A 24406-nucleotide genomic window follows, 5' to 3' on the forward strand; every position below is an offset into this window, starting at 1 on the left:
TTAAACATGTTATCCTTTAAGCGTAACAGGATATAACAATTTTTGCAATTTTACTGCCTGTTACTCCGATTCTTAGGCTAATGCTATGTCCTCCTTCATTCGAGGCACTCTGAAGAGGAGGATTTTTACATGTCAGGAAGAAAAGACGAAGATTTAACAGATCTATCATTATTAGGAAATCAAGGAACAAATTACTTATTCGAGTATGCTCCACACATTTTGGAAGCATTCGACAATAAGCATCCAAACCGGGACTATTTTGTGAAATTCAACTGTCCTGAATTCACAAGTCTCTGTCCGAAAACAGGTCAACCGGATTTCGCTACCATCTACATTAGCTATATACCAGGTGAAAAGATGGTGGAAAGCAAATCACTCAAACTCTATCTATTCAGCTTCAGAAATCATGGTGATTTCCACGAAGACTGCATGAACATCATCATGAACGATCTGATCGAATTAATGGACCCTCGTTATATCGAAGTATGGGGGAAATTCACCCCACGCGGTGGAATAAGCATTGATCCATACTGCAACTACGGGAAGCCTGGTACCAAATACGAAACGATGGCCGACCACCGGTTGATGAATCATGACTTGTATCCGGAGAAGATTGATAATCGATAATATGGAAGAACGATTCTTTAATGGGATCGTTCTTTTTTTTGAAAATTTCGGAGAATAAGTGTAAATTTTCGTAGAACGGCTGGATTTTAAGTGAATCCGGCCGAATTATCCAACAAAACGGCCGGATTTTCAGATATTTCGGCTGAATTTTCCATCTCATTGGAAAATCAATGTGCACAATAGTGAGGATTCTCTATGTTCTAAAGCGATTTGGTTTGTAAAATGAGTCAAAACGGCCTTCAGTAAAGGCTGGTATTGTGGTGGATCAGTCAAACTATACGCTAGGCGAATATTTCTATTGCCGAAATAAATAGCGAGGACTATACTTGCGAGAGAGTTAGAAAAAGGAGGGAGCGGGATGAAACCATTAAACGCATCTCTTTGTGTGCTGATCGGTGCCAGCTCATACGGAATTCATGCTTCTGTCGTGAAGCTTGGATTTGATGAAGGATACTCGGTGTCAGAAGTGACGGGTGTTCAATATTTATTTGGAGTGGCGATGCTATTCCTTGCTTTTCTTTTTACGAAAAAAATTAACCTAAGTAAGAAACATTGGATTTCGCTCCTTGGAGTCGGGGTTTTACTCAGTATGACGGGGATCTTTTATGGACTCAGTCTTCATGCAGTACCTGCATCCATTGCGGTAGTCATGCTTTTTCAGTTTACGTGGATAGGCGTTTTGATTGAATCCATCTATATGAAGAAACTTCCTTCCAATAAAAAGTTGGTGTCTGTATTATTTCTTTGGATGGGAACTCTCTTGGCAGGCGGAATCGGCTCTTCATCAGGCTTCAGATGGATGGAAAACAGTATGGGGATCCTATTTGGATTCTTTGCAGCCATCACCTTCGCCCTGTTTATTTTCTTCAGCGGAAAAGTGGCGAAAGAAGTACCGACGATTCAGAAGAGCATGATGATCACCCTTGGTGGTCTGCTCGTCGTCCTTATCGCGTTTCGCCCGGCTTTTCTAACAGAACCGGTGCAAATTGTAGAGATGGCTGACTTCGGCTTTCTTGTCGGGATATTCGGAAGCATCCTTCCTGTCGTATTCTTCGCCATTGGCACACCACATATCGATTCGAGTCTATCGACCATCATGGGGGCAGCGGAACTTCCGGCTGCAATCCTTGCAGCCATGTGGATCTTGCAGGAGCAGGTCCTTCCCTTGCAGTTCATTGGCATCCTGCTCATATTAATCGGGATTGCCATTCCCCAGTTTCATATAAGACCTACCCAACCACGGAAACAATACGGGTAAAAGGAAGCTCTCTTCTATGATGAAGGGAGCTGCTTTACGGTGGAGGCTAAAACTCCTCTTATACCCTGAATGTTAACTCTTAAACCTAAACCCCATCCTCATCACATCTGCAAACCCTTCCAATTTTCACAATTATTAAACCTTATTTTTTTACCCGTATTCCCTTTACAAAGGGTCTTTATGGGCTTTATAATCCCGTTGTTCAACTCTTTACGGAAAACCAAAAAATTTTAAAGAAAAAGGAGGTTGCGGTGATGCGACAAAGAATATTTTCCTTCTTAATGATGAATCTCGGTGCATTTCTTGTTTCGGTGAATGTCCATTTTTTCTTATCGCCTAATAATTTAGCGACAGGGGGAGTCAGTGGATTGTCGATCATCATGAACGATCTATTTCCGGGTCTTTCACTTGGACTGTTCATGATCATTATCAATATCGTGTTATTTATCGTCGGTGTGATCTTTCTCGGGTTTAACTTCGGTGCGAAAACCATTTACGCAAGTTTCGCCCTTTCATTCTATGTCTGGTTATTAGAGAAATTTGCTCCGATGAGTGCGCCATTAAGTGATGATATATTGATTCAATTGATCATCGGTCAATGCATTGCCGCAACCGGGATGGCCATTGTGTTCAACCAGCAGGCATCAACGGGTGGAACGGATATCGTGGCCCTGATCTTTAATAAATATTTCAATATAGATGTTGGCAGAGGCGTTTTACTGGCAGATTTATCAATCGCCATGTCCTCAGCCGTACTATTCGGACCGCAAGTCGGTATGTATGCATTCTTCGGTGTCATCCTGAACGGTCTGGTTATCGATTATGCATTGCAACAATTCAATTCAAATAAAGAGATTGTGATCATCAGCCGATACAGCGATGAAATCAAATCTTACATCGTCCATGAACTTGGAAAAGGAGCGACGATCCATACGGCAACGGGAGCCTTCACTTCCGACGAAAAGGAAGTTATTACAACGATCCTTGGTCGCAAGGACTTTTCCAAGTTAAAAGGGTTCATCACCCAGGTCGATAATCGTGCCTTCATCACGGTTCATACGATGAATGAAATACTAGGTCAAAACTTTAAACGACTCGCATAGAAACGAAGCTTCACCTTTATACAGGGTGGAGCTTTTTTATGTGCAAAAATAATTTTCGACCACAAAAAAATAAAGGAAAATATTAGACTTTTCCTGTATAAATAGAAGGGAGGGGGTGGAAATATGGAGAAAGAAGAGTTTGAACGCCTGGAACGAAAAATCAGCACTCTGGAAAAAGAGCTATACCTTGTGAAAAGGCAGTTGATTCAAGCGAAAAGTGAAAGTGAAGCGACTGTCATTCAAAAAGCAGAAGTGTATGAAGAACCTGAGAAGCAGATCCCTGCTGAGGAAAATGAGCACTTCATTGAAAAAGAGCCCTTCGACTTTTCAGTGGAACGCTGGCTTCCGAAAGTGTTTCTGTTTGTGTTATTGATAGGCAGTATCTGGGGCTTTATGGCTGCTTCTCAAAATGGCTGGGTTACGCCCGGATTGAGGGTGTTAACAGGGGCTGTCATCAGTATTGGGATGTATTTCTTAGGAGAACGGTATATCAGGGATCAGAGGAAATTAGCCCTCACACTGCTATCGGGAAGCATCGTCCTTGCGATCATTACGTTATTCTCAGCAAACATCTTATATGGATATATAAGTGGACTCATCACGAATCTACTATTACTCGTCATTATTTCTCTCGGACTGTGGACTTCCCATAAGCATGGTTCTGAAGTGATCCTGTGCTTGATCGGGGCAGGAGCGTACCTGTTTCCGTTTCTTTTTGCAGGGGATGAGCGGAATGAGTGGTTGTTTTACGGATATGAGTTAGTATTGTTCTTTGTTTTAATGACGTTCAGTACGGTGAAACGATACCGGATTGCCTGGAATATACACTATTATTTACTTTATTTCTCATTGTTTTTCTTTGCGGCCTTCGGGGTAGGGGCGATGACGCTGACCATTCTGATTCCATTTGCGATTCAGCATGCCTATGTTTTACTGTTGATCGTGCTGGGCCGGGATGAGCGGGTAAGTGCCGAAATGATTCCTGCTTTGGTATCAGGCTCATTTATCCTTCTTGGATTGTTGAATGATATTTACGCAGTGATCCCGCTCTTTTATTATGTGACTTTCGCTGCGGTGTATATCGGCGTATCGTTCATTGAACCGAAGGAAAAGAAACAAACAAAGGATGTTCTGCTGGTCTTAGGTTTCCTGCATGTGCTCCTCTTCTTACTTGAACTATTCGAATACGATTGGCGCTTTGTCTTAGTCGGCATTCAGGCTACTGCCCTTTTATGGCTTGCGGGAAGAAGGGAAAGCTATCTTGGTTTGATCGCTTCCATTCTTTTGATGATGGGTTCATTCCTCGGGGTACCGGGTGGTGCATCTGATGATTTCTTTACGATTGAGCTGCCGATTTTTGTGATCGCTTTTGGGTATGTGCATCTGTTTTCCCGCTACAATAAGAGTGAGTCCTCGTTCTTAAACGTGTCGACAACGGCGATTAAAGTCGTGTTGACGGGGCTTGTGATGTTCTTCGTATTACGTTTAACGGATTTCATTGTGATCGGCTGGGAATATACCCCGCGGACAACCGCCTTCACCGTAGCGATTGCGGCTCTGTCCATTGCTTATCTCATCTTCGGTGAAAGCAGGAAGGACACCTTTTACCGCTGGGTGGGGATCAGCTTTTTAGCTCTGGCATTGATCAAATTCTTCCTGGCAGATCTCGTGTTCCTGGATTTCACGATCCGTGCCATGATCCTGATTCCAATCGGGGCGATCGGTCTTGTGTTATCAAGAATTTTATATAAAAAGAAATAAACACATTGCAAAAGCTTTCAGAATAATTATATAATGATGATATTAACTAACGTGTAATGGAGAAGGAGGTGGAATTGAGATGAATCGTTCTGTAGGGTTGCGTGGAAAGTATTTAGACTATATTTACATTTGCCGTGCAATTTTTCATGCATTTGCGTTCAAGGGGACACGTATGCCCTTTTTCAGCAAGTGAATATGAATACTGAACGGTAAGAGGTCTCAATTCCAATCACTTTTCTATAAAGAATCGGAAAAAGGGGGCGTTTTCGCTCTCTTTTTTTATGTCTTCTTTTATAAAAGGGGGAAATGCGTACAATCGCATTTCATGTCAGCCATGGGTGAGCCTTCTGCTTCCTCATGGCTTTTTTGTGATAAAAACCTCTTACCTTAAAATAGATGACCGAAAGGAAGAGGAAAATGATACTATGCAGTGCACAGGAATTAAGCAAGATGTTTGGAGGACATTTAATATTTGAGGAATTATCCTTTGAAATACCGGAAAGAACAAGAATCGGTCTCGTTGGCAGAAATGGGACGGGGAAGACGACGATTTTTAAATTATTATCAGGAGTAGAATCCCCTGATAAAGGTCTCGTTCATTTAAAAAAGGGAGCCAAGGTAGGCTATCTTGCGCAAATCCCTCACTATCAGGAAGGGACGAAAGGTCTCGACGTATTGCGCTCTGCGTTTTCAGATTTAATCAAGACTGGTGAGCGCTTAAAAGAGTTGGAATTTCAAATGGGGATGGAGCAGGATGCTGATACTCTCAATCATTTATTAGAGGAATACGGCAAAATTCAGGACGGATTCACCCTTGCCGGGGGATATGAAATTGAATCCAACATTTCAAAAATCGTCAATGGATTGGATATTCATGAACTGATCGAGAAGGACTTCAATGACTGCAGCGGCGGTGAACAAACAAAGCTTTGTTTAGGGTTGATCCTATTGCAAAAGCCTGACCTCCTGCTCCTTGACGAACCCACGAACCACTTGGATATTGGAGCCGTCGAGTGGCTGGAGGAATTTTTGAAGGAGTATGAAGGAGCCGTCGTCTGTATCTCCCATGATCGCTATTTTCTCGATAACGTGGTTACAAAGGTGTATGACTTAGAGGATGGGGAATTAACGATATATCACACGAACTACTCCGGTTTCGTGAAGGAAAAGGAAGAACGTCTGATGATCGAATTTCAGGCCTATCAGGAGCAACAGAAGAAAATTAAGAAAATGAAAGAGGCCATCAAACGATTGAAGGAATGGGCGAATCAGGCCAATCCTCCTAATGAAGCTTTGCATAAACGGGCACGTAACATGGAGAGGGCGTTAGAACGGATGGAGAAGATCAAGCGCCCGATTCTGGACCGCAAGAAGATGGGATTGGAGTTTGAAGAAAGTGATCGAAGCGGGAAAATCGTGTTTTCCATGGAAGATGTTTCAAAGTCTTATGGAGACAAAAGCTTGTTCAGTGACGCCGATCTCCTCGTCCATTTCAAGGATCGCACGGCGATTGTCGGGCAGAATGGAACCGGTAAATCAACGATTATCAGAATGCTTCTCGGAGAAGAAACCGCCGATGCAGGTGTTGTGAAGATCGGAAGCAATGTGAAATTAGGCTATCTTTCTCAACACTTTACGGTGGCGGATCCTAGTGTTCGTTTGATTGATGCGTTTCGGGAAGAGGTTCCCGTGACAGAGGGGGATGCACGGCATATTCTAGCTAAATTTTTATTTTATGGACCGAATGTGTTTCGACGAGTAGGTCAGCTGAGCGGTGGGGAAAAAATGAGACTCCGCCTTGCACAATTGATGCATCAGGACATTAATTTCCTTGTCCTTGATGAGCCGACGAACCACCTGGATATTGATTCACGGGAGGTGTTGGAGGATGCCCTGGAGGACTTTAAAGGCACGATATTGGCTGTCTCTCATGATCGGTATTTTTTAAATAAGTTATTTAAGAAAACGTACTGGATTCATAAAGGGGAGCTCTATTTCTTTGATGGACCCTATAGCTGGGCAAAAGAAAAGCTGCCTGAGCTGGTTCCCCAGGAAGTGCCTGCAACACCCGTGAAAAAACAAGCAGCCCCTAAAGCTGTGCCGAAAAAAGCGTCGCGGACGATGGAGGAAATAGAAGCTGAGCTTGAACAGGTTGAAGAAGAAATTTTTGCTATTGAAGAGAAGCTTCTCTCACAAGGGGACTTGGACATTCTTCAGGAGTTATATAGGGAAAAAGAACAGAAAGAGCAGGATCGGGACAAAATGTATCAGGAGTTAGAAGAATTATTGGCGTAGGGAAGAAGGGGGATGACGACGGAGTCATCTCCCTTCCATTATTTCCAAAGACCTTTGTATAATGAAAAAAGAGAGGATGAGAAGAAATGACAACGAAAGAAGTGATTATCATAGGTGGCGGTTTGTCGGGAATCATGGCTGCCAGAACGTTAATAGAAAATGGAATAACGGATATCCTGATCATTGAAAAGAGTAAAAGTGTCGGAGGGCGACTCGCCACAAGAAGGATACAAAAAGGAAAAGCGGATCACGGTGCCCAATTCTTCACAGTGCGTTCCGCAGGACTTCAAAAGGATGTAGAGAATTGGCTCCAGTCAGGCTGGATCAAAAGATGGTTCGGCAACCCCTACCCGCGATACACCTCCGTTAATGGAATGAACGCCCTTGCCCAAAAACTGGCCGAAACACTTCCTATAAACCTCAACACAAAAGTCTTCTCCATCCGTGATGGGAGGGACGGACCTCTGGAAGTGGTGCTGGATAATGGTGAGAAGATCATTGGGGAACATATCATTGTAACGGCTCCCGTACCTCAGGCCCTTACATTGCTGTCTGAAGTCAGGGGCACGGAGCTGTTGAACACTATCACATTCGCTCCATGCTTCGTAGGTATGTTCACCTTTGCTAATGAGAGCATCGTACCTGCACCGGGACATAAAGACGAACAGCTGCCCGCGGGAGTAGAACGGGTGGTGGATCATCACAAGAAAGGAATTTCTTCTACCGTAACGGTGAGTGTGTATATGACGGGAGTCTGGTCGAAGAAGCGCTTTGACCTGGAGGACGACACCATTTTGGGTGAAATTCAGAAGGTTGCAGAGCTTCATCTGGGAGAGGGAAATCAATTGGTCGATGCTCAATTGAAACGTTGGAAATATGCTGAGGCAGAAGAAGTCGTTCGCTCTCCTTATGTGGAACTTGGAAGTGATAAGCGGGTTATGGTTTGTGGAGATGCCTTTTTAAGAGAAAAGGATGAAGCAGGACGAACACGGTTTGAAAGTGCTTATTTATCCGGGATTTCAGCCGGGGAAAGAGTGGCAGAAAAGCTGAAGGGAACATGAACTGTGTAAGGTTGATTGTGGGGGTTCAGTATAACCACCTTATCATCAAGAAACACTAGAAGAGTACATTAATTCAATGATAAGAAGAGGAAATAAAATGAACATACAACTAAAGCAAGCGAACCCTGACCATCTCGACACGATTATGGACGTTTACTTGAGATGTAAAAAGGATCTGGATGAAAAAGGATTACTTCAATGGAATGAAGTCTACCCGAGCCGTGAATATTTTGAGGAAGAAATGACCAATGAAAATCTGTACGTACTCATGATAGATGAAAAAATAGCAGGATCCGCGACCCTGAATGAATGGCAATCCCCGGAATGGTCCGAGATTCCTTGGAGATTTGCGAAGGAGTGGGTGATTCATGCATTGTTTCTTGATCCCCTTCAGCAGGGAAATGGATTGGGGAAAGTTTTCATGGGGAAGTGTGAAGAGCTCGCTCGTAAAAAAGGGTTCGAGAGTATCAGATTAGATGCGTATTCGAGGAACACGGGAGCCAATTCCCTTTATGAAAAAATGGGCTATGAGTACCGGGGATCGGTCTATTTTACCTCTAAACCAGAGGGACATCAAGAATATCGATGCTATGAGAAAGCCCTGACTCTCTAAGATTCAATGGTTGTTCATATGTACCAAGGAAAAGAACATAGGATAAATGGTATACTTGAAGGTACAGTATGCGCTGAATAAGATAGCAGGGAAGCGATTATATTGACACCGATTTTGGATGAGGCGAGGGCCTTCATTGAGCAATGTTATCAGGAACTGAATAAAAGCGAATCAGACATGATGCTTCGCTTACAACAAATAGAAGATGAACTAAAAACAGAAGGGACTTATACCCATACGAGGGAAGAGCTTGTGCACGGAGCCAAGATGGCATGGAGAAACAGCAATCGCTGTATCGGCCGGTTGTTCTGGAATTCGTTAAACGTGTTTGACGCACGGGATGCCTCCACTGAAGATGAGGTGTTCGGAGCGTTAGAGCGGCACCTTGACTATGCTTCTAATAACGGTAGAATACGTCCGACGATTACCATCTTCAGACCGTCACAGCGACATCAACCGGACATCCGAATATGGAATCATCAATTGATCAGATATGCTGGCTATGTGGAGGATGGTCAATATATAGGCGATCCCCATTCCATTGCGTTTACCAAGAAATGCGAAGGGTTCGGCTGGAAAGGGCAGGGGACTCACTTTGATGTCCTGCCTTTCGTCGTGCAGATCGGGGACGGACCTCCACAGTGGAAAGAGATTGATCTTAATCTGAGATTGGAGGTTTCCCTGCGTCACCCTGAATTTGACTGGTTTCAGGATTTGGGGTTGAAGTGGTATGGAGTCCCGATCATTTCTGATATGGAATTGAAGATAGGAGGCATCTCCTATAAAGCGGCTCCGTTTAACGGCTGGTATATGGAAACGGAAATCGGCGCACGGAATCTTGCGGACGAGAATCGCTATAATCTTTTGCCGAAAGTAGCGAGCTGTATGGGATTGGATATGTCGAGAATGGCAACGTTGTGGAAAGATAAAGCGCTGATCGAGTTGAATATCGCCGTACTCCATTCCTTTAAGGAAGATGGAGTCAGCATCGTGGATCATCATACGGCTGCCCAGCAGTTCCGCTTGTTTGAAGAGAACGAGAAGAGCGCTGACCGTGATGTGACCGGGGATTGGACATGGTTGATTCCGCCTGTGTCACCGGCGACGACTCATATTTTTCATAAAGAATACGACAATACGTGGAATACGACGAATTATTTCTATCAGGATAGACCTTATTAAGGGGAGCTGTTTTCTGTTTCGTGCAGAAAGCAGCTTTTTTCAATACGTAAAGGGCGGACGTTTGGACACCTCATAGTATTGAAACCAAAACCTGAATTCATCAAATAAGACAGGACCATCGAATGTGAAATTCTCAAAGAAATCCTCAATCAATTCTGCGTCGGCATCATCCATAATGCCAGTCACATAAAGAGGCGTCTTGAATCGTTTGTATAAATCCTCATATCCATAAAAGCTAAACAGATCTTGCAGTTGTTGTTCATTCATCATCTTCACCTTCCTTACTAATAGGTTTTCTCTATCTTGTAAAAATATCCATAAAAAAACAGCAGCGGAAGGAGTCCGTGCTGTTTTTTATTGCTTCAATTCTGTATAAACGACCAGGCGCTTGCTGTAGTTTCTTGAGGAACGGTCAAAGTCACCAGTGCAAGTGATCAAATTAAGGGTACTGGCATGGGAGTATCCAAAGATTGATTGAAGGGGGGCGTCATTCCAAGGATATTCCTTCATGTCTGTTACAACGAAGGTTCGTTCTTCGCCATCTTTATTCTTTACAATGATTTCATCACCTTTTGAAACCTTGTTCAGGTTATAAAAAATAGCGGGACCATTCCGGCTGTCTACGTGACCCCCGATGACGGCATTACCCGGTTCACCCGGCATATATCCACCTTCGTACCATCCAGTCTTTTCGAAACTTTCCGTTACGGCCATTTCCCCGTTTTCCTTTAATCCGACAGCTTCTACAGGTGCCGATAAATCGATCGCCGGGATTTCAATGGTCGTTGGCACGATTCCACTTCGCTCATCTTTAATGATCGTTTCAGCAAATGGGGAAGGGGAAGTAGTGGTACTCGCCATTTGAGCTTTTGGCTTTTCCTCTTGCTTTTCGATTGTTTGTGTTTTCGCTTTATCCTCTTGAGAACTTGAACTTAATCCTGCAGAACAGGCAGAAATGGGCAATAGTACAAGCACAAGTAGTACAACCCTCATAGTATACATTATGTGAAGCCACTCCTTTCATCTTCACACTGGGGGACGGACCTTAATAGGTCCGTCCCTCTCATCTTTTCCTATTATTTTTTGTGTGTAGCGTATTTTTTCATTCCGAGTGTTGTTCCACCAGCGATGATTAAGAGCGCTGCAAGAAGGTATTCGAATGGGAATTCGTTTCCGGCTGTTCCGCCCATACCGGTGTTTGGCATTTCAGAAGGCATATTGGCTTTGAATTTGTCAGGGAACTGATCGGCAAATGCTCCTGATAATCCTTTTGCCGGATTCAGCATATGCTCATACGCCATGCGGATTTGCTCCCATGATTTTTCATAATCCCCGGCTGCATAGCTGTCAAATGCTCCAACAAGTTGCTCAACGTGCATTTGAAGTCCTTCTGCAAGGGCGTCAGATTTCAAACGGCCATCCGTTGCCGTTTCAAGGAATTTGGAGAATTCTGCACGATATCCATCCAGGTTCTTAAGGGCTTCTTCTTTTGCTGCTTCATCTTCAGCACCCGTTGCTTTCACATAATCAACGAAGAATCCGATGTGCTTTGACCACATGTCTTTAAATTGGTTACCTGCTTCTTCACCATATACAGAAGCGATCGCTGCAGACAGGTCTTCAGTATTAGCATTCAAGGCACCAACAGATGCATCGAAGTCTTCTGATCCGTCAATCCCGTTTTGCATCGCCATCGTTGCAAGGGCAGCATGCTCTGTTAATAAGTGGTTAAGGGTTGAACGTAAATCAGTTGCAGGTGTTACAGCCATCGTATTTTCAAACTTCTCGGGATATTGATCCGTGATCGCACTTGATAATCCTTTTGATACCATTCCCATATGTCCGATTGCTTCACGCTCGTATTCGTAAGCCTTTTCATAGTCTCCGGCTACATAGCTGTCAAATGCACCGATCAGTTGGTTGATATGCATTTGAAGTCCTTCTGCCAGACTATCAGATTTTAAACGTTCACCCGTTGCCGTTTCAAGGAAAGTAGAAAACTCTTCTTTATAGCCTGCGAGATTTGCAAGTGCTTCATCTTTTGCCGCTTGATCTTCAGCACCCGTTGCTTTTACATAGTCAACGAAGAACCCGATGTGATTCGTCCAAATCGTATTGAATTGATTACCGGCTTCTTCACCGTAAACAGAAGCGATCGCTCCTTTTAAATCGGCTGCGTTATCATTCAGGGCACCGGCTGCTGCGTCAAAATCTTCAGCTCCCTCAGCTCCGCGTCTCATCGCTTCCACTGCTAAGTATGCATGCTCAGTAAGTAAGTGATCTAATGTTGTTCTTAATTCTCCTGCTGGAGTATCCACTTTCACCTCGTGTGAATGATCTTCACCGTTGTGGGCTGAAACTGTACCTACAGTCGGTACTAGTAATGTCATACTTAATGGGACCGCTAAATAACTTTTTTTCATTTTCATATTGGAATCTCTCCTTTTGGTTTTTTTATATTTTCATAGAGCTAACGAGAGGAGTTGAAACTTGGATCACTTTTTTTGAAAAAACTTTTGCACTTTTTTTAGAAAGAGATAAAAGTAGGGTGAAAGTATGTAGAGAGTGGGGTCTTCTTTAACTATGTATCCTTAATAAAAGAGTAGAAAAGATTGTAGCGGGATCTGTAATAGATTTGTACAACTTCTGTTCTAATAGGACTAAATTCCCTAGTTCTATTTTCTTGAACATCCAGATGTGCTAAAAAAATATGGGTGCTTTCTTATTGAAAATAAAAAAGCCCAGCAGTAATGGACTGCAGGGCGAGGAGAAAAGATTATTAAATTTCTGAAGCCAGCACAATTTCTCCCTGTGGAAGCTGGCTATCGGCATCCGGTTCGAGTGTAATGGCCACCGTATCCCAATCTTTCTTTGTGAACTCTTCGTTAAATTTAAATACAACCGATCCTTTGCCATCTTTACTCGTGACAAATGTTCCGGCACGTTCAGGTTTGTCGTCTTTAATGAGCCATACCTGATAGACTTCTTCGTTAGAAAGATCCTGAAGCTCAGAAGCCTGGACAACCATGCTTGTTTGTTCACCCTGCTTAATGATACTGGCTGTTCCCTTGGCATTTCCACTGACGGCAGCGAGGTCGACATATTGTACTACCTGATCGATGGTTGCTTGTTCCACCACTTCGTTTTGATCCTCAAGCTGCGTAAACAGGTACGCATTCCCGACTAAGGAAAGGGCCAGGGCGGCTGCGACAGAAGGGAGGAACCACGCTCTCTTTTTCTTATTGGAGAAAGGTCCGACCTCAGCTTCTGGCTTCTCTTCACCCAGAATGTTAGCCAAAACACGGTCTTCCAGGTCTTTGGGGGGCTCGACAACATCAGATGCGAAAGGCATATATTCTGCTAACTGCTCCAGTTCATGAAGCTCTTCCCGGCACTGGGGACAGCTTTCCAGATGCTTTTCAAATTGGGCTCTCTCAAGTTCAGATAAATGACCGTTGTAGTAATCCAGTAAGTGCTCGCATTGGTGTGTAGTCATTCGAATTGACCTCCTTTCCCTTTAAGACACGTGTGTAAATGCTTTAGCGCCAAACGTATTCTTCCCTTGACAGTCCCTAGTGGAGTGTCGGTGGAATATGCAATGGATTGCTGAGTCAATCCTTTAAAGTAGAATAATTGCACAATGTGTTGCTGGTCTTCTTTTAACGATTGGATACACTCCCGAATCGCTGCCCCTTTTTCCTTCCATTCCAATTGATCAGCCGGAGTTTCGTAGGTGACCTGCAGGGAGTCCTTCTCAATATATTCAACAGACTCATGTTTCTTTCGTCTGCGGATTGCATCGAGGCAAGTGTTCCTTGTCATCGTTAACAGCCAGGACGAAAACTTCCCTTTACTGTGATCATACGGAGAGTGCTTTTTCCAGAGCTTCATGAATACCTCTTGAATCACTTCCTCGGCGATTTCACGGTCTCCTGTCATTTTATATGAGAAAGAATAGATCAGTTTTTCATATTGTTGATAAAGCTGTCGCAGTGCAGTCGAATCTTTGGCTAACACTTGTTGATACAGTTCTAAATCGTGACGATCATTGGGCATAAAACGCTCCTTATCTTTGACATGAATACAATAAGGATACTAAACAACGGAGCTGAACTCAATTTTAAAAAGCTAACGTAAGAAATAAGAATTTGGATCATAAATGTTTGGGGAAATTGTTAGTGGGGTATATAAATGAGTTTGAAGTGGGAGCTGGACTTGTCTATCTCATTATGCGGCGATAAAGCAATTGAATATTCCCCAAAACAAAATCCCCCAAATCATTGGGGGATTTCTCCAGCTTATTTTACTTTTTGTAACTTATCAATCACGGATAAAGAACGTCCTGTTCCGATTGCCACTGATTCAAGCGGGTTAGGAGCTAAGTGAACCGGTACAACGATCTCTTGGCTTAACCAATCTTGAAGTCCGTTCAATAATGCTCCGCCACCAGTCAGGATTACACCGCGGTCAACAATGTCACCGCTTAGTTCAGGAGGACAATTTTCCAATGTTGCACGGATCGTTTCCAGGATGTGAAGAAGAGATTCTTTCAACGCATCTTGAATCTCATTGGACGATAGTTCAATCGTTTTTGGAAGACCGGTAACCAAGTCACGTCCACGAATATCCATCGTTCTTTCCTCATGGTCGATCAGTGCTTGACCCACTTCGATTTTTACCAATTCAGCCGTTCTTTCACCGATCAGTAGATTGTAGCGTTTGCGTACGTATTGAACGATGTCTTCATCCATTTGGTCTCCGCCGATACGGATCGTGTTACAGGAAACAACACCGCCATAAGAGATGATCGCAACTTCCGTTGTTCCGCCACCGATATCAACGATTACGTTGGCGACAGGCTCGCCTACAGGCAAGTCAGCACCGATCGCAGCAGCGACAGGTTCTTCAATAAGTGTCACTGATTTCGCGCCGCTTCCTCTCACTGCATCCTGAATCGCTCTTCTCTCGACACTCGTTGCACCAGAAGGCGTACACACGACAACCGTTGGCTTGCGGATGGAAAATCCAAGTTTTTTACTCGCTTTTTTCATCACTTGTTTTAACATTTCAGTTGTCACATCAAAGTCGGCAATCACACCATCTTTAAGTGGGCGTACAGCCACGATCTTTCCTGGCGTTTTCCCGATCATGCTCTTGGCTTCGGTTCCAACCGCCAATACCGTTTTATTTTCTGTGTCAATCGCCACAACAGATGGTTCATTAAGTATAATTCCTTTATTTTTACTATAAACAAGTATATTTGCAGTTCCTAAATCGATACCAATTTCAGAGTTTGATAACATCAATATTCCTCCAACTATAAGAATTCTAGACAGTATATCCTTCTATACAGTATAGGAGATTTCTGTCGGTTATGAAGGTGGAGATATTTACCACCGACAAAATGTTACAAAGTATGACAGATATGAAAGCGTTAACGAAAAAATAAAAAGCTTGTACGGAGGTGTTTTGTATACCTGGGTGTGTATATGAGGGCGGACCTTGAAATATTGTTCGTTAAAAAAATTTAAACGTTCTGTAATATAGGTGGGGAGATTTGGAGTATTCGGATGGTGGTGAGGGGAGTGATTGTGAAGGTTGGATTGGTCTTTGGGAGGAGGGTGTGGGGCAAAAGTAGAGAGGAGGTGTGGGAGGGTGTCGAAGGTAGGCGAGTTTTCTTTGGGCTGTAACTAAAATGGGAAAATCGGGTGGAATCGGCAATTAACATAGGGAATTGCATTTTTTTGGAGTGGAATCGCTATTAATGTTGGCTGAAAAGAGGGAGGAGATGGATTTTGGATGGAAAATGAGAAGAATTTTAGGTAACGAATTCAAGAGATCAGCGGAATTCCCGATATATCAGCGAAGTCGGTTCATATATCAGCGAACTAGGTCCACATATCAGCGAAATTCTGGATATATCAGCGAAATCGGTCCATATATCAGCGAACTGCCATTTCGCCTTCTTAAATAACACTATGAATTCTCCTACTTTTAATAAGCGTAATAGGAGAAGAACCCAAGATAACGGCGAAAATCAGAATATAACGGCGATATTTTAAATATAACGGCGAAATCTCTGATTTAACGGCGAAAATCCAATTATAACGGCGAACAGACAAATTACCAGTTCTCTCCCAACAAAAAAAGAGATGCTCTCATCAAGCATCTCCCCCTCATTAATACGCTTTACGGAAAAACTCCGCAAGTTCCTGACTATGTTTTTTGCGGGCTTTACGATGTTCTGCACGGTTCTTGGCAGTTTCGTTCAACCATTTTTCCTCTTCTGTTTCCGGTACGACTTCCGCAATGACGGCTGGTTTATTGCCTTCTAAAGCAACAAAGGTCAAGAAGGAGATGGCTGCCACATTGGTTTCCCCTGTTAGAAGCACCTCTGAAGTGACCTTCACACATACCTCCATGGAGCTGCGTCCGGTATACGTCACCATCGCTTCCAACGTCACGGCATCCCCGACTTTTATGGGCTGCAGGAAGTCTACGGAATCTGTTGAAGCCGTGACGACGGGCTTGCGGGCGTGACGGGTAGCGGCAATGGATGCCACGTCGTCTATATAGGCCATCAGTTTTCCACCAAACAATGTACCGTGATGGTTGGTGTCGGGTGGAAGAACGTGGGTCGTTTTACTTGTTTTCGTTTCTTTCATGAACTTTTTTTCTCTCAATGAATTCACCTTCCGTTATCAATGTGCAAAAAGATTGCTACCTTATACTATTCACTAAAGTGGGGTGGAAGAAACATGAAAACAGAAAAAGTTATAGAAATATACTAATGATAATGGCCGTTATGAAGCTCGCCAGTGTTCCTGCGATGATGGCCTTCAAGCTTAATTTAGAAACCATAGGTCGTTGTGTCGGCTCTAAAGAACCCAAGCCGACAATCAATTGTCCGATCGAAGACAGGTTTGCAAAGTTGCAAAGGGCAACGGAAAGAATGGCAACGGTCTTAGGGGAAAGCTCGCTCATCATTCCTGATAGTTCTTTGTATGCGACGAATTCATTCACAGAAAGCTTCGTCCCGATAATGGAGGCTGCACGGAACGCTTCATCCATTGGAATACCGACGAGTAGTGACAGTGGATAGAATAGGTAGCCGAAGACCGTGGAAAGACTCATATCGACTGCACCCAGCAATCCATTGACGAGAGCAAGGATCCCGATAAACGCGATGAGCAGTCCCCCAATATTGATGGCAAGTTGTGTACCACTGAGGGCACCTTCGGAAATCGCTTCGAATACGTTTGTATGAGTGGTTTTTCCTAACGAAATATCTCCATTCGTCTTGGACTCTTCCGTTTCAGGTTCGATGATTTTGGCAATCACAAGAGAGACGATTGGCACACTAAAGACGGATAGAAGAAGGAATTTCATGTCGATCCCCATCAATGAATATCCGATTAATATCGCTCCACTTGCTGAAGCTGTTCCTCCAACCATCACGGCAAAAAGTTCTGAACGAGTCAACTTCGCTAAATAAGGCTTAATTAAAAGAGGAGCCTCTGCTAATCCGAGAAAGGAATTCCCAATGGCATTAAAGGATTCAACCTTGGTTGTACCAAGGATTTTCCCCAACCCGATTCCGATATATTTTACGAAAAACGGGATGATTCGCAAGTAATAAAGAGCCGAAATGAGTGCAGAAATAAAGATGATCGCACCCAGGACATTGATCGCGAAAACGAATGAAATATTCGTCCCTTTTTCGAAGAATCCCCCGAAAACGAACATGATTCCTTCATTGCTGTAGTCGATGACTTTCTGTACGCCTAAGGCTGCTTTTTTCAAAATGGTTTGTCCAAATGGGACTTTTAATACAAACAAGACAAGCAGGAACTCAAGACAGATCCCGATGATGATCGTACGCCATTGAATGGCTGAGCGGTTGTAGCTCAACAGCCATGCTAAAAATAGAACTCCAAGTAATGATAATACGCCATATACTAAACTCATAATACCAATCCCCCAACATGTAATCTTCAACGAATTCTCAGGTTTACGTCGTATGATGTCTGACCTCTCAGGGAAATAAAAAAAGTGCATGAAGACATTCTCTAAAAAATAGGGAAAGTCTCCATACACAAACAGCATATAGAAAAGACTTTCCTTATAGTCCGGCACTTTACGGCTGCCAGGTAGAGACTTATGGTCCATATCACCATAGATATATAAGGAATTCGTATGAAGTTGATTTGAAATATGTTTTCTACTCTATCACACGATTGAAGACTATCACAATAGTTTTTTTGAAAAGAAAAGCATGGAAAAACGTGGTGGTTCATTTTTACTGTTTTTAGCAAAATTCCAAAAATAATAGTTTACTAGTATAACATTTGGGGAACTTTCACAAACACATGTAGTAAATATGAAGGGAAGAGGATGCATGTTTGAAAGTGGATTGCTATTTACTCTATTGTCCTGTGTGTTTTTTATGGGGCTGGTTGCTTGGGTTTCATACATAAAGACCAAAGGATCATTGAACGACTCGACAGGATATTTTTTAGCCGGAAGAGGATTGACTGGAACGTTTATCGCTGGTTCCTTACTTTTAACCAATTTATCAGCTGAACAGTTAGTTGGTTTGAATGGACAAGCTTTCAGGGCGAACCTTTCGAATATGGCGTGGGAAGTGACAGCCGCCATCGCGATTATCATCATGGCCTTATATTTGCTTCCGAAGTATTTAGGAAGAAGCTTCACGACGTTGCCCGAGTTTCTGAATCAGCGCTATGACAAAGGGGTTCGTCAGTATACAACCATCCTCTTTATGCTGGGGTATGTATTTGTTACGATCCCTTCCATGCTTTATTCAGGAGCACTAGCCGTTTTAAAATTATTTGATGTCCCCGACCTCATGGGCATTTCCTATACACAATCAATCTGGATGATTGTGTGGGTGATCGGGATCATCGGCAGCATTTATGCCATCTTCGGCGGACTGAAAGCCGTTGCGATTTCCGATACGTTGAATGGAGTCGGACTCCTGATCATCGGGATTCTCGTTCCGATTCTGGGGTTTTATGCTTTAGGAGAAGGAAGTTTCCTATCAGGTGTGAAAGAGATTGCCACTAACAATCCGGAAAAACTGAATTCGATTGGTTCATCTTCAGATTCAGTGCCGTTTTCAACGATTTTTACCGGAATGATTTTTGCGAATTTATTTTATTGGGCATCAAACCAGTACGTGATCCAAAGGACTCTGGGGGCTAAAAACTTAGCAGAAGGACAGAAGGGTGTCCTCATTTCGGGGTTCTATAAGCTGCTTGTGCCGTTCATGATGATGCTTCCGGGAGTCATTGCATTCCACCTTTATGGAGATTCTTTGAAAAGTGTGGATCTGGCATATCCGGCTTTAATCAATGCGGTCCTGCCGTCTTACTTAACAGGCTTCTTCTTGGCCGTGCTACTGGGAGCGGTGTTGAGCTCGTTTAATTCTCTATTAAATAGTGCAGCGACTTTATTTGCACTGGATATCTATAAGCCTCAGTTCAATCCCGATGTCAGTGATCAGAAGCTGATCACGATCAGTAAATGGTTCGGTGCTGCACTCGCAGTCGTTTCTATGTGTGTGTCACCTATGTTAATAAACGCGACAGATGGCTTGTGGGACCTGATTCGAAAGTTCACAGGATTCTTCAATATTCCGATTATCGTCGTTCTATTGGTGGGAGTGTTCTCAAAACGCATCCCGGCTTTAGCCGCCAAAACAGTCATTATTCTTCACGTGTTCACGTACTATATGCTGGTATGGGGAACAGGGCATCTATTTGGATTCACGATCAATATTAACTTTATCCATATCTATGGAATCCTATTTGTTTCAGAGATTGTACTGATGGTCTTGATCGGCTGGTGGAAGCCGTTGAAGAAACCATACGAATATCGTTACAATCCCAAGGTGGATATGATGCCTTGGAAATATAGCATTCCATTGTCCATCGTGCTCATGGCGTCCGTAGTGCAAACGTATTTCTTATTTTCTCCTGTTGGACTGGCATATGAAACAAGTGTCATTTCACCTTACTTCTGGCCAGCCACAATCGGATTGGCCCTTGTCACCACAGGATTGATCTACTGGTCAATGAAGAGCTGGACCCGGAAATACCAAGCCTACCTGCTGAAAAACAAAACGTACAAACTAAACCGAACCAAAAAATACTCCCTGCAAAACCTGAACCCAATCTATTCATCGAAGCTGCTAAAATAAAAAGGAGGGACGGACCTTCATTCCTATGACCAGGTCATAGGAATCGAGGTCCGTCCCTCGCTTATGTTTTATTTTATGCGTTCTAATAGGTTTGCCAGAACATGTTTTTTATAGGATTCTACTTTGCGTTCCTCGTAGCGGCGAACGCCTGCTTTTTTTAGTTCTTCCACGTACCAGCCTTTGCTTCCGATATGCATTGAAATAAACATCCTTTCTTTGCGTAGTATTGATTGGAATCTCCGACTAGCTCATTTCACATGAGCTACGCTAAGATTGCTTACGGTTGTACATTGTAACATCTCATTTTTTATGAAAAAAGGGGGTGAAGGGAATTTTTCGGATTCATCCTTTTCTGAAAATTTTTCGAGGAAAATGAAGGGGTCTTAATACAATGCTGCAGTGAGATGATAAAGGTTTTGATTCAAGACTGTAACTTGAAAGAAAAGGAATGATCCGCATCGGATCATTCCTTTTTTAATGAACAGCTTTCTTCAATTCCAATTCTTCTTTTTCAAAACGCTCGAACATGATGAAGAAGAGTCCCGCGCTCACAAGAGCAAGAATCGACAGGATGATGAACGTCCAATCATACCCTAGATAAAGTGACAGGGTGATGGATAGAGGTGCAATGGTCCTTGCAATCGTGAATCGTAAACTTGCTGCTGCAAAGTACTGCCCCCGCATATGATCCGGTGCAAGCTTCGATACAAAGCTTTGCTGGATACCTGCTGTCATGAGCTCTGCGAAAGTGAATACTGCCATCGCAATCACAAACATCCAAACCGAGCTTGTTTGTCCAAACATAAAGATCGAAATGGCGTAAATGACAGAAGAAAGGATGAACACATTACGTTCACGGAACTTCGTGATCCAGCGAGTGATGACCACGGTAAGAAGGGCCACCAGGAATCCATTTTCAGATAGAATTAACCCGAATACCTGCTCACTCACAAGGGTCAATGACCAGTCCCCGAAGCTGAACAGAGTGGCTTGATCCATCACATCTTTAATATATACGGGAATCAGCAGGTCCAATTGCATAAAGGTTTGACCCACGAGAATCCCTGCTAATATGAATAATAAAAACGTTTTGTCTTTAAAAATAACACTATAATCCTTCATCTGATCTGATATCACACTATGCCAGGCTTTCTTTTCACCTTCTGTCACTAAAAGCTTACTTTTATCTCGAGGTGCAGTTTCTCTCGTCATTTTATATAAAAGAAGAGCTAAGAACATGCAAATAAGCGCAGCTGCAATTAATAGCTGGAAGCGGTAGTGAACATAGAAAATCCCGCCAAGTATCGGTCCTACGACTACTGCGATATTTATGGACGTATAAAAGACGGCAAACACGTGACTACGGTCCTTTTCATCCACTACATCAGCTACCATCGCCTGACTTGCCGGCCAATAAAACGAACCGAATACCCCTACTAAACTGAAACAGATAAATCCGATCATGGCAGAATCGAGCCAAGGTGAACTGGCAAGCCCAAAGATTAAAAAAGCAAAGCCTTGTCCGAAAGCGGAGATGACCATCATACGCTTGCGGCCGAAACGGTCTGCGCAATAGCCTCCCATCAGGTTCGCCAATACTGCAAATACCTGCGAGAGAACCAATAGTAATCCTGCCGTTTGCTTTCCGAATGACTCTGTAAAATAGATCGTTAAAAACGGAAAGAACATCCAGAAGGTGATATTAATCGCTGCTTCCCCAAACAGCCGGACCTTTAAATTACGGTCCCAATCCCGAATTCTCATCTATATTCCTCCCCTCATGAAACGCTAGATGAACTAGAATATCATAGCTCGATAGGACAAAATAAACAAGACTGATTTACTGGTATTTACAAATTTTTTACTTGAGGGGAAATGGATGCGAATGATACCAATTTCCCTTTTTTGAATACATTAAAAGTATCGCAGGGGAAAGGAACGGTGGGTGGAGGTGATTGATAGGCTTATCCTTATTACTGGTGCTTGGACGCAAGTGATCGGAACGGTGATTGCAGCAATTGGCGAAACCATGGTCATACAAGAAGAACGATACAGTCAAGAGCCTCTCGGGTTTCGGTTAGTCTCCATCGGAAATGGATTTGAAGCGGCAGGAAATGCACTTCAAGGTGTGGGAGCTGAAAAGCTCTCGGACGGTTCGTTTGGAGAAACGTTAAGAGTGATAGGTGATTGGATTCAAGCTTCAGGAAACGTAACAAACGTCGCAGCAGCTGAACTCCAATTCGCAGGGAGAGAAGTGGAAGGATTGAACCTTGATATTTTTGGAGACACCGTCCAATCCTTAGGGGCAGGGCTGGAAGCATATGGGGCCACGTTGAGTACGCGGAAGTTTTCAGATCTCCTTGCAGCCGGAAATTCACTTCAATCCCTTGGTGCAGCAATTGAAGCGATAGGAGAAATTTATATTCTAAAGGAAATGAAGGAAATCGGGCTGCAGATCACCGCATTCGGAAGCTATGCCCAGGCAGCCGGTGCGACGATTGCAGCCATTGCTTTAACGAAGCAGTATGGGTGAGCTTTTGATCGAAAGAGGAGGATTTGTTTGGAAAATGTGCTAATTACATGATGAATGGAAGGTAGATGGAATCACGGAAGAAGGATACACCGATTGAAAGGGGAGAATTGCGTCTTTTTTCAGGTTTTTTGCGTCAAAATATAATTTTATGCGTGGTTTTTCAAATTTATGCGTCAAAATTTCGATATATGCGTTTTTTTTCAGTTACCCCCAACAGATTGAGCGCTCAGTCAACCGATATTCTTCCAAGCCCGTCCTCATCTCCATAAAAAAATCCCAAAAGGCAGCCAAACCACCTTCCGGGATCCTCCACAGTCAAATATTAAAACGCCCAACCGCCATCGCGGAATACTGCTTCAGTCGAGCCGTCTTCTTTCACTCCATCGATGTTCATTTTGTCTGAACCGATCATAAAGTCAACGTGAGTGATACTGTTGTTTAAGCCATTTTTCTCAAGCTCTTCTTCACTCATTTTCTTTCCGCCTTCAATACAGAATGCATAGGCATTACCGATCGCAAGGTGGTTTGATGCGTTCTCATCGAATAAAGTGTTGTAGAATAAAACGTTCGATTGAGAGATTGGGGACTGATGTGGAACAAGGGCGATTTCCCCAAGGTAATGAGATCCTTCATCTGTATCCACAAGGCGCTTCAGGATTTCTTCGCCTTCCTCAGCCTTAACGTCCACAATGCGGCCGTTTTCGAATGTAATCGTAAAGTTGTCGATCACGTTTCCGCCGTAGCTAAGCGGCTTCGTGCTTGATACTGTTCCGTTTACACCTGTTTTTAGAGGAACCGTGAATACTTCCTCCGTTGGCATGTTCGCCATGAAAGTGGTTCCTTGTTCGTTTACACTTCCAGCTCCTACCCACAGGTGACCTTGAGGAAGCTCGATCGTAAGGTCCGTCCCTGGTGCAGTGTAGTGTAGCTTTTTGTAGTTTTTGTCGTTCAGGTATGCCACTTTTTCATGAAGGTTTGCGTCGTGATCCTTCCAAGCTTGAACAGGGTCAGCCTGGTCAGCGCGGACTGCTTTAAAGATCGCATCCCATAATAGGTCCACTTGCTCTTCTTCAGAAGCGTCCGGAAATACTTTTGCAGCCCAATCTTTCGAAGGAGCAGCCAGTACGCACCAGCTCACTTTGTCCGATTGAATGAACTGACGATATTTGGACATTGCTTTTCCAGCTGCTTTTTGGAAGTTTGAGATACGATCTGGATTTACTCCTTTAAGCAAATCAGGGCTTGAAGACACGATACTCATGAATGCAGCTCCGCCTTCAGCCAGCTCTTCGACTTCACGTGCCTTCCACTGAGGGAACTCCTGGAATGCTTCATCTGGAGCAAGATCATATTTCGTACGATTGACCACATCATCATTCCAGTTAACGTATACGTGCTTAGCCCCAACTTCATAGGCTTTCTTTACTACTAAACGAACAAATTCTGCAGAATCGATGGACGTGTTAATGACCAGGGTTTGACCTTTTTGAACATTGACACCGACTTCTACAGCCAGGCTTGCGTATTTCTCAAGATTTTGTTGGAAATTAGGCATATGTATTCTCCTTTTTTCAGAATGTTCTATTACATTCTTATTGTATCAGTGCGGGCATCGTTTGCAAGTGTTTACACCCATCTTTCTATCGTACGCGAAAGAATGGAAAATTATTTTGGCGCATGAAGAATATGAAAGTTCTATGGCATTCAAACAAGAATCATAGCCTTGTCCTGGATAACTATACTATAATGAT

Annotated in this window: 22 protein-coding genes and 1 riboswitch; of the genes, 11 read left to right on the top strand and 11 right to left on the bottom strand. The window is 43.3% G+C overall.

Annotated features, from left to right (window positions below):
• Positions 1 to 129 precede the first annotated feature (129 nt).
• From queF to Q1B03_RS12430, 9 genes are all read left to right on the top strand, one after another.
• Positions 130 to 627: a preQ(1) synthase gene (gene queF / locus Q1B03_RS12390; protein ID WP_034761195.1), complete on the top strand. Its 498-nt coding sequence runs from the start codon at positions 130 to 132 to the stop codon at positions 625 to 627.
• 358 nt (positions 628 to 985) lie between these two features.
• A complete protein-coding gene (locus Q1B03_RS12395; protein WP_299741560.1) occupies positions 986 to 1885 on the top strand; it encodes a DMT family transporter in 900 nt (299 codons plus the stop codon).
• A gap of 254 nt (positions 1886 to 2139) precedes the next feature.
• Positions 2140 to 2988, top strand: a complete 849-nt coding sequence (locus Q1B03_RS12400) for a YitT family protein (protein WP_299741562.1) — start codon at positions 2140 to 2142, stop codon at positions 2986 to 2988.
• Between the two features lie 123 nt (positions 2989 to 3111).
• Positions 3112 to 4749, top strand: a complete 1638-nt coding sequence (locus Q1B03_RS12405; protein ID WP_299741563.1) for a DUF2339 domain-containing protein — start codon at positions 3112 to 3114, stop codon at positions 4747 to 4749.
• A gap of 79 nt (positions 4750 to 4828) precedes the next feature.
• Complete coding sequence (locus Q1B03_RS12410; protein WP_098351140.1) at positions 4829 to 4942, top strand: RAxF-45 family protein; 114 nt, start codon at positions 4829 to 4831, stop codon at positions 4940 to 4942.
• A 224-nt stretch (positions 4943 to 5166) separates the two neighbouring features.
• Positions 5167 to 7044: a ribosomal protection-like ABC-F family protein gene (abc-f, locus tag Q1B03_RS12415; RefSeq protein WP_299741566.1), complete on the top strand. Its 1878-nt coding sequence runs from the start codon at positions 5167 to 5169 to the stop codon at positions 7042 to 7044.
• Between the two features lie 86 nt (positions 7045 to 7130).
• Positions 7131 to 8105, top strand: a complete 975-nt coding sequence (locus Q1B03_RS12420; protein WP_299741567.1) for an NAD(P)/FAD-dependent oxidoreductase — start codon at positions 7131 to 7133, stop codon at positions 8103 to 8105.
• A 97-nt stretch (positions 8106 to 8202) separates the two neighbouring features.
• A complete protein-coding gene (locus Q1B03_RS12425; RefSeq protein WP_299741569.1) occupies positions 8203 to 8718 on the top strand; it encodes a GNAT family N-acetyltransferase in 516 nt (171 codons plus the stop codon).
• Positions 8719 to 8820: 102 nt separating this feature from the next.
• Positions 8821 to 9900 (top strand): nitric oxide synthase oxygenase, encoded by a 1080-nt coding sequence (locus Q1B03_RS12430; protein WP_299741571.1) that lies wholly within the window; start codon positions 8821 to 8823, stop codon positions 9898 to 9900.
• Positions 9901 to 9939: 39 nt separating this feature from the next.
• On the opposite strand, the gene Q1B03_RS12435 is transcribed toward Q1B03_RS12430, so the two are convergent.
• From Q1B03_RS12435 to Q1B03_RS12470, 8 genes are all read right to left on the bottom strand, one after another.
• On the bottom strand, positions 9940 to 10170 hold the full coding sequence (locus Q1B03_RS12435; RefSeq protein WP_299741573.1) for a hypothetical protein: 231 nt from the start codon (positions 10168 to 10170) through the stop codon (positions 9940 to 9942).
• 84 nt (positions 10171 to 10254) lie between these two features.
• The gene (locus tag Q1B03_RS12440) at positions 10255 to 10902 is read right to left on the bottom strand and encodes a class F sortase (RefSeq protein ID WP_299741574.1); all 648 of its coding nucleotides are present in this window, start codon (positions 10900 to 10902) and stop codon (positions 10255 to 10257) included.
• Positions 10903 to 10976: 74 nt separating this feature from the next.
• On the bottom strand, positions 10977 to 12329 hold the full coding sequence (locus tag Q1B03_RS12445) for a copper amine oxidase (protein ID WP_299741576.1): 1353 nt from the start codon (positions 12327 to 12329) through the stop codon (positions 10977 to 10979).
• Between the two features lie 350 nt (positions 12330 to 12679).
• Positions 12680 to 13396 carry an anti-sigma factor gene (locus Q1B03_RS12450; RefSeq protein ID WP_299741578.1) on the bottom strand — a complete coding sequence of 239 codons (717 nt, stop codon included), beginning with the start codon at positions 13394 to 13396 and terminating at the stop codon, positions 12680 to 12682.
• Complete coding sequence (locus tag Q1B03_RS12455) at positions 13393 to 13956, bottom strand: RNA polymerase sigma factor (RefSeq protein ID WP_299741580.1); 564 nt, start codon at positions 13954 to 13956, stop codon at positions 13393 to 13395. Before Q1B03_RS12455 ends, Q1B03_RS12450 begins: the two co-directional genes overlap by 4 nt.
• Positions 13957 to 14198: 242 nt before the next feature.
• A complete protein-coding gene (gene mreBH, locus Q1B03_RS12460; RefSeq protein ID WP_044339203.1) occupies positions 14199 to 15203 on the bottom strand; it encodes a rod-share determining protein MreBH in 1005 nt (334 codons plus the stop codon).
• 876 nt (positions 15204 to 16079) lie between these two features.
• Positions 16080 to 16583, bottom strand: coding sequence for an acyl-CoA thioesterase (locus tag Q1B03_RS12465; protein ID WP_113968670.1), 504 nt, complete (start codon positions 16581 to 16583; stop codon positions 16080 to 16082).
• Between the two features lie 91 nt (positions 16584 to 16674).
• Positions 16675 to 17868, bottom strand: a complete 1194-nt coding sequence (locus Q1B03_RS12470; protein ID WP_299741587.1) for a NupC/NupG family nucleoside CNT transporter — start codon at positions 17866 to 17868, stop codon at positions 16675 to 16677.
• Between the two features lie 137 nt (positions 17869 to 18005).
• Positions 18006 to 18107: riboswitch (purine riboswitch) on the bottom strand.
• Positions 18108 to 18298: 191 nt separating this feature from the next.
• Between Q1B03_RS12470 and Q1B03_RS12475 the strand changes: the two genes are divergently transcribed.
• Positions 18299 to 20122 carry a solute:sodium symporter family transporter gene (locus Q1B03_RS12475; protein WP_299741589.1) on the top strand — a complete coding sequence of 608 codons (1824 nt, stop codon included), beginning with the start codon at positions 18299 to 18301 and terminating at the stop codon, positions 20120 to 20122.
• 68 nt (positions 20123 to 20190) lie between these two features.
• On the opposite strand, the gene Q1B03_RS12480 is transcribed toward Q1B03_RS12475, so the two are convergent.
• Both Q1B03_RS12480 and Q1B03_RS12485 read right to left on the bottom strand, forming a co-directional pair.
• Positions 20191 to 20319: a YflJ family protein gene (locus Q1B03_RS12480; RefSeq protein WP_299741591.1), complete on the bottom strand. Its 129-nt coding sequence runs from the start codon at positions 20317 to 20319 to the stop codon at positions 20191 to 20193.
• Between the two features lie 277 nt (positions 20320 to 20596).
• Entirely contained in the window at positions 20597 to 21886 is a 1290-nt protein-coding gene (locus tag Q1B03_RS12485; RefSeq protein ID WP_299741593.1) for an MFS transporter, read from the bottom strand.
• 187 nt (positions 21887 to 22073) lie between these two features.
• On the opposite strand from Q1B03_RS12485, the gene Q1B03_RS12490 reads away from it, so the two are divergent.
• Positions 22074 to 22655 carry a DUF6944 family repetitive protein gene (locus Q1B03_RS12490; RefSeq protein ID WP_299741595.1) on the top strand — a complete coding sequence of 194 codons (582 nt, stop codon included), beginning with the start codon at positions 22074 to 22076 and terminating at the stop codon, positions 22653 to 22655.
• Positions 22656 to 22977: 322 nt separating this feature from the next.
• On the opposite strand, the gene Q1B03_RS12495 is transcribed toward Q1B03_RS12490, so the two are convergent.
• Positions 22978 to 24210, bottom strand: coding sequence for an aminopeptidase (locus tag Q1B03_RS12495; protein ID WP_299741596.1), 1233 nt, complete (start codon positions 24208 to 24210; stop codon positions 22978 to 22980).
• Positions 24211 to 24406: the final 196 nt, after the last annotated feature.

Origin of the sequence: uncultured Rossellomorea sp. (assembly GCF_947488365.1) — a bacterium.
Taxonomy (GTDB): domain Bacteria; phylum Bacillota; class Bacilli; order Bacillales; family Bacillaceae_B; genus Rossellomorea.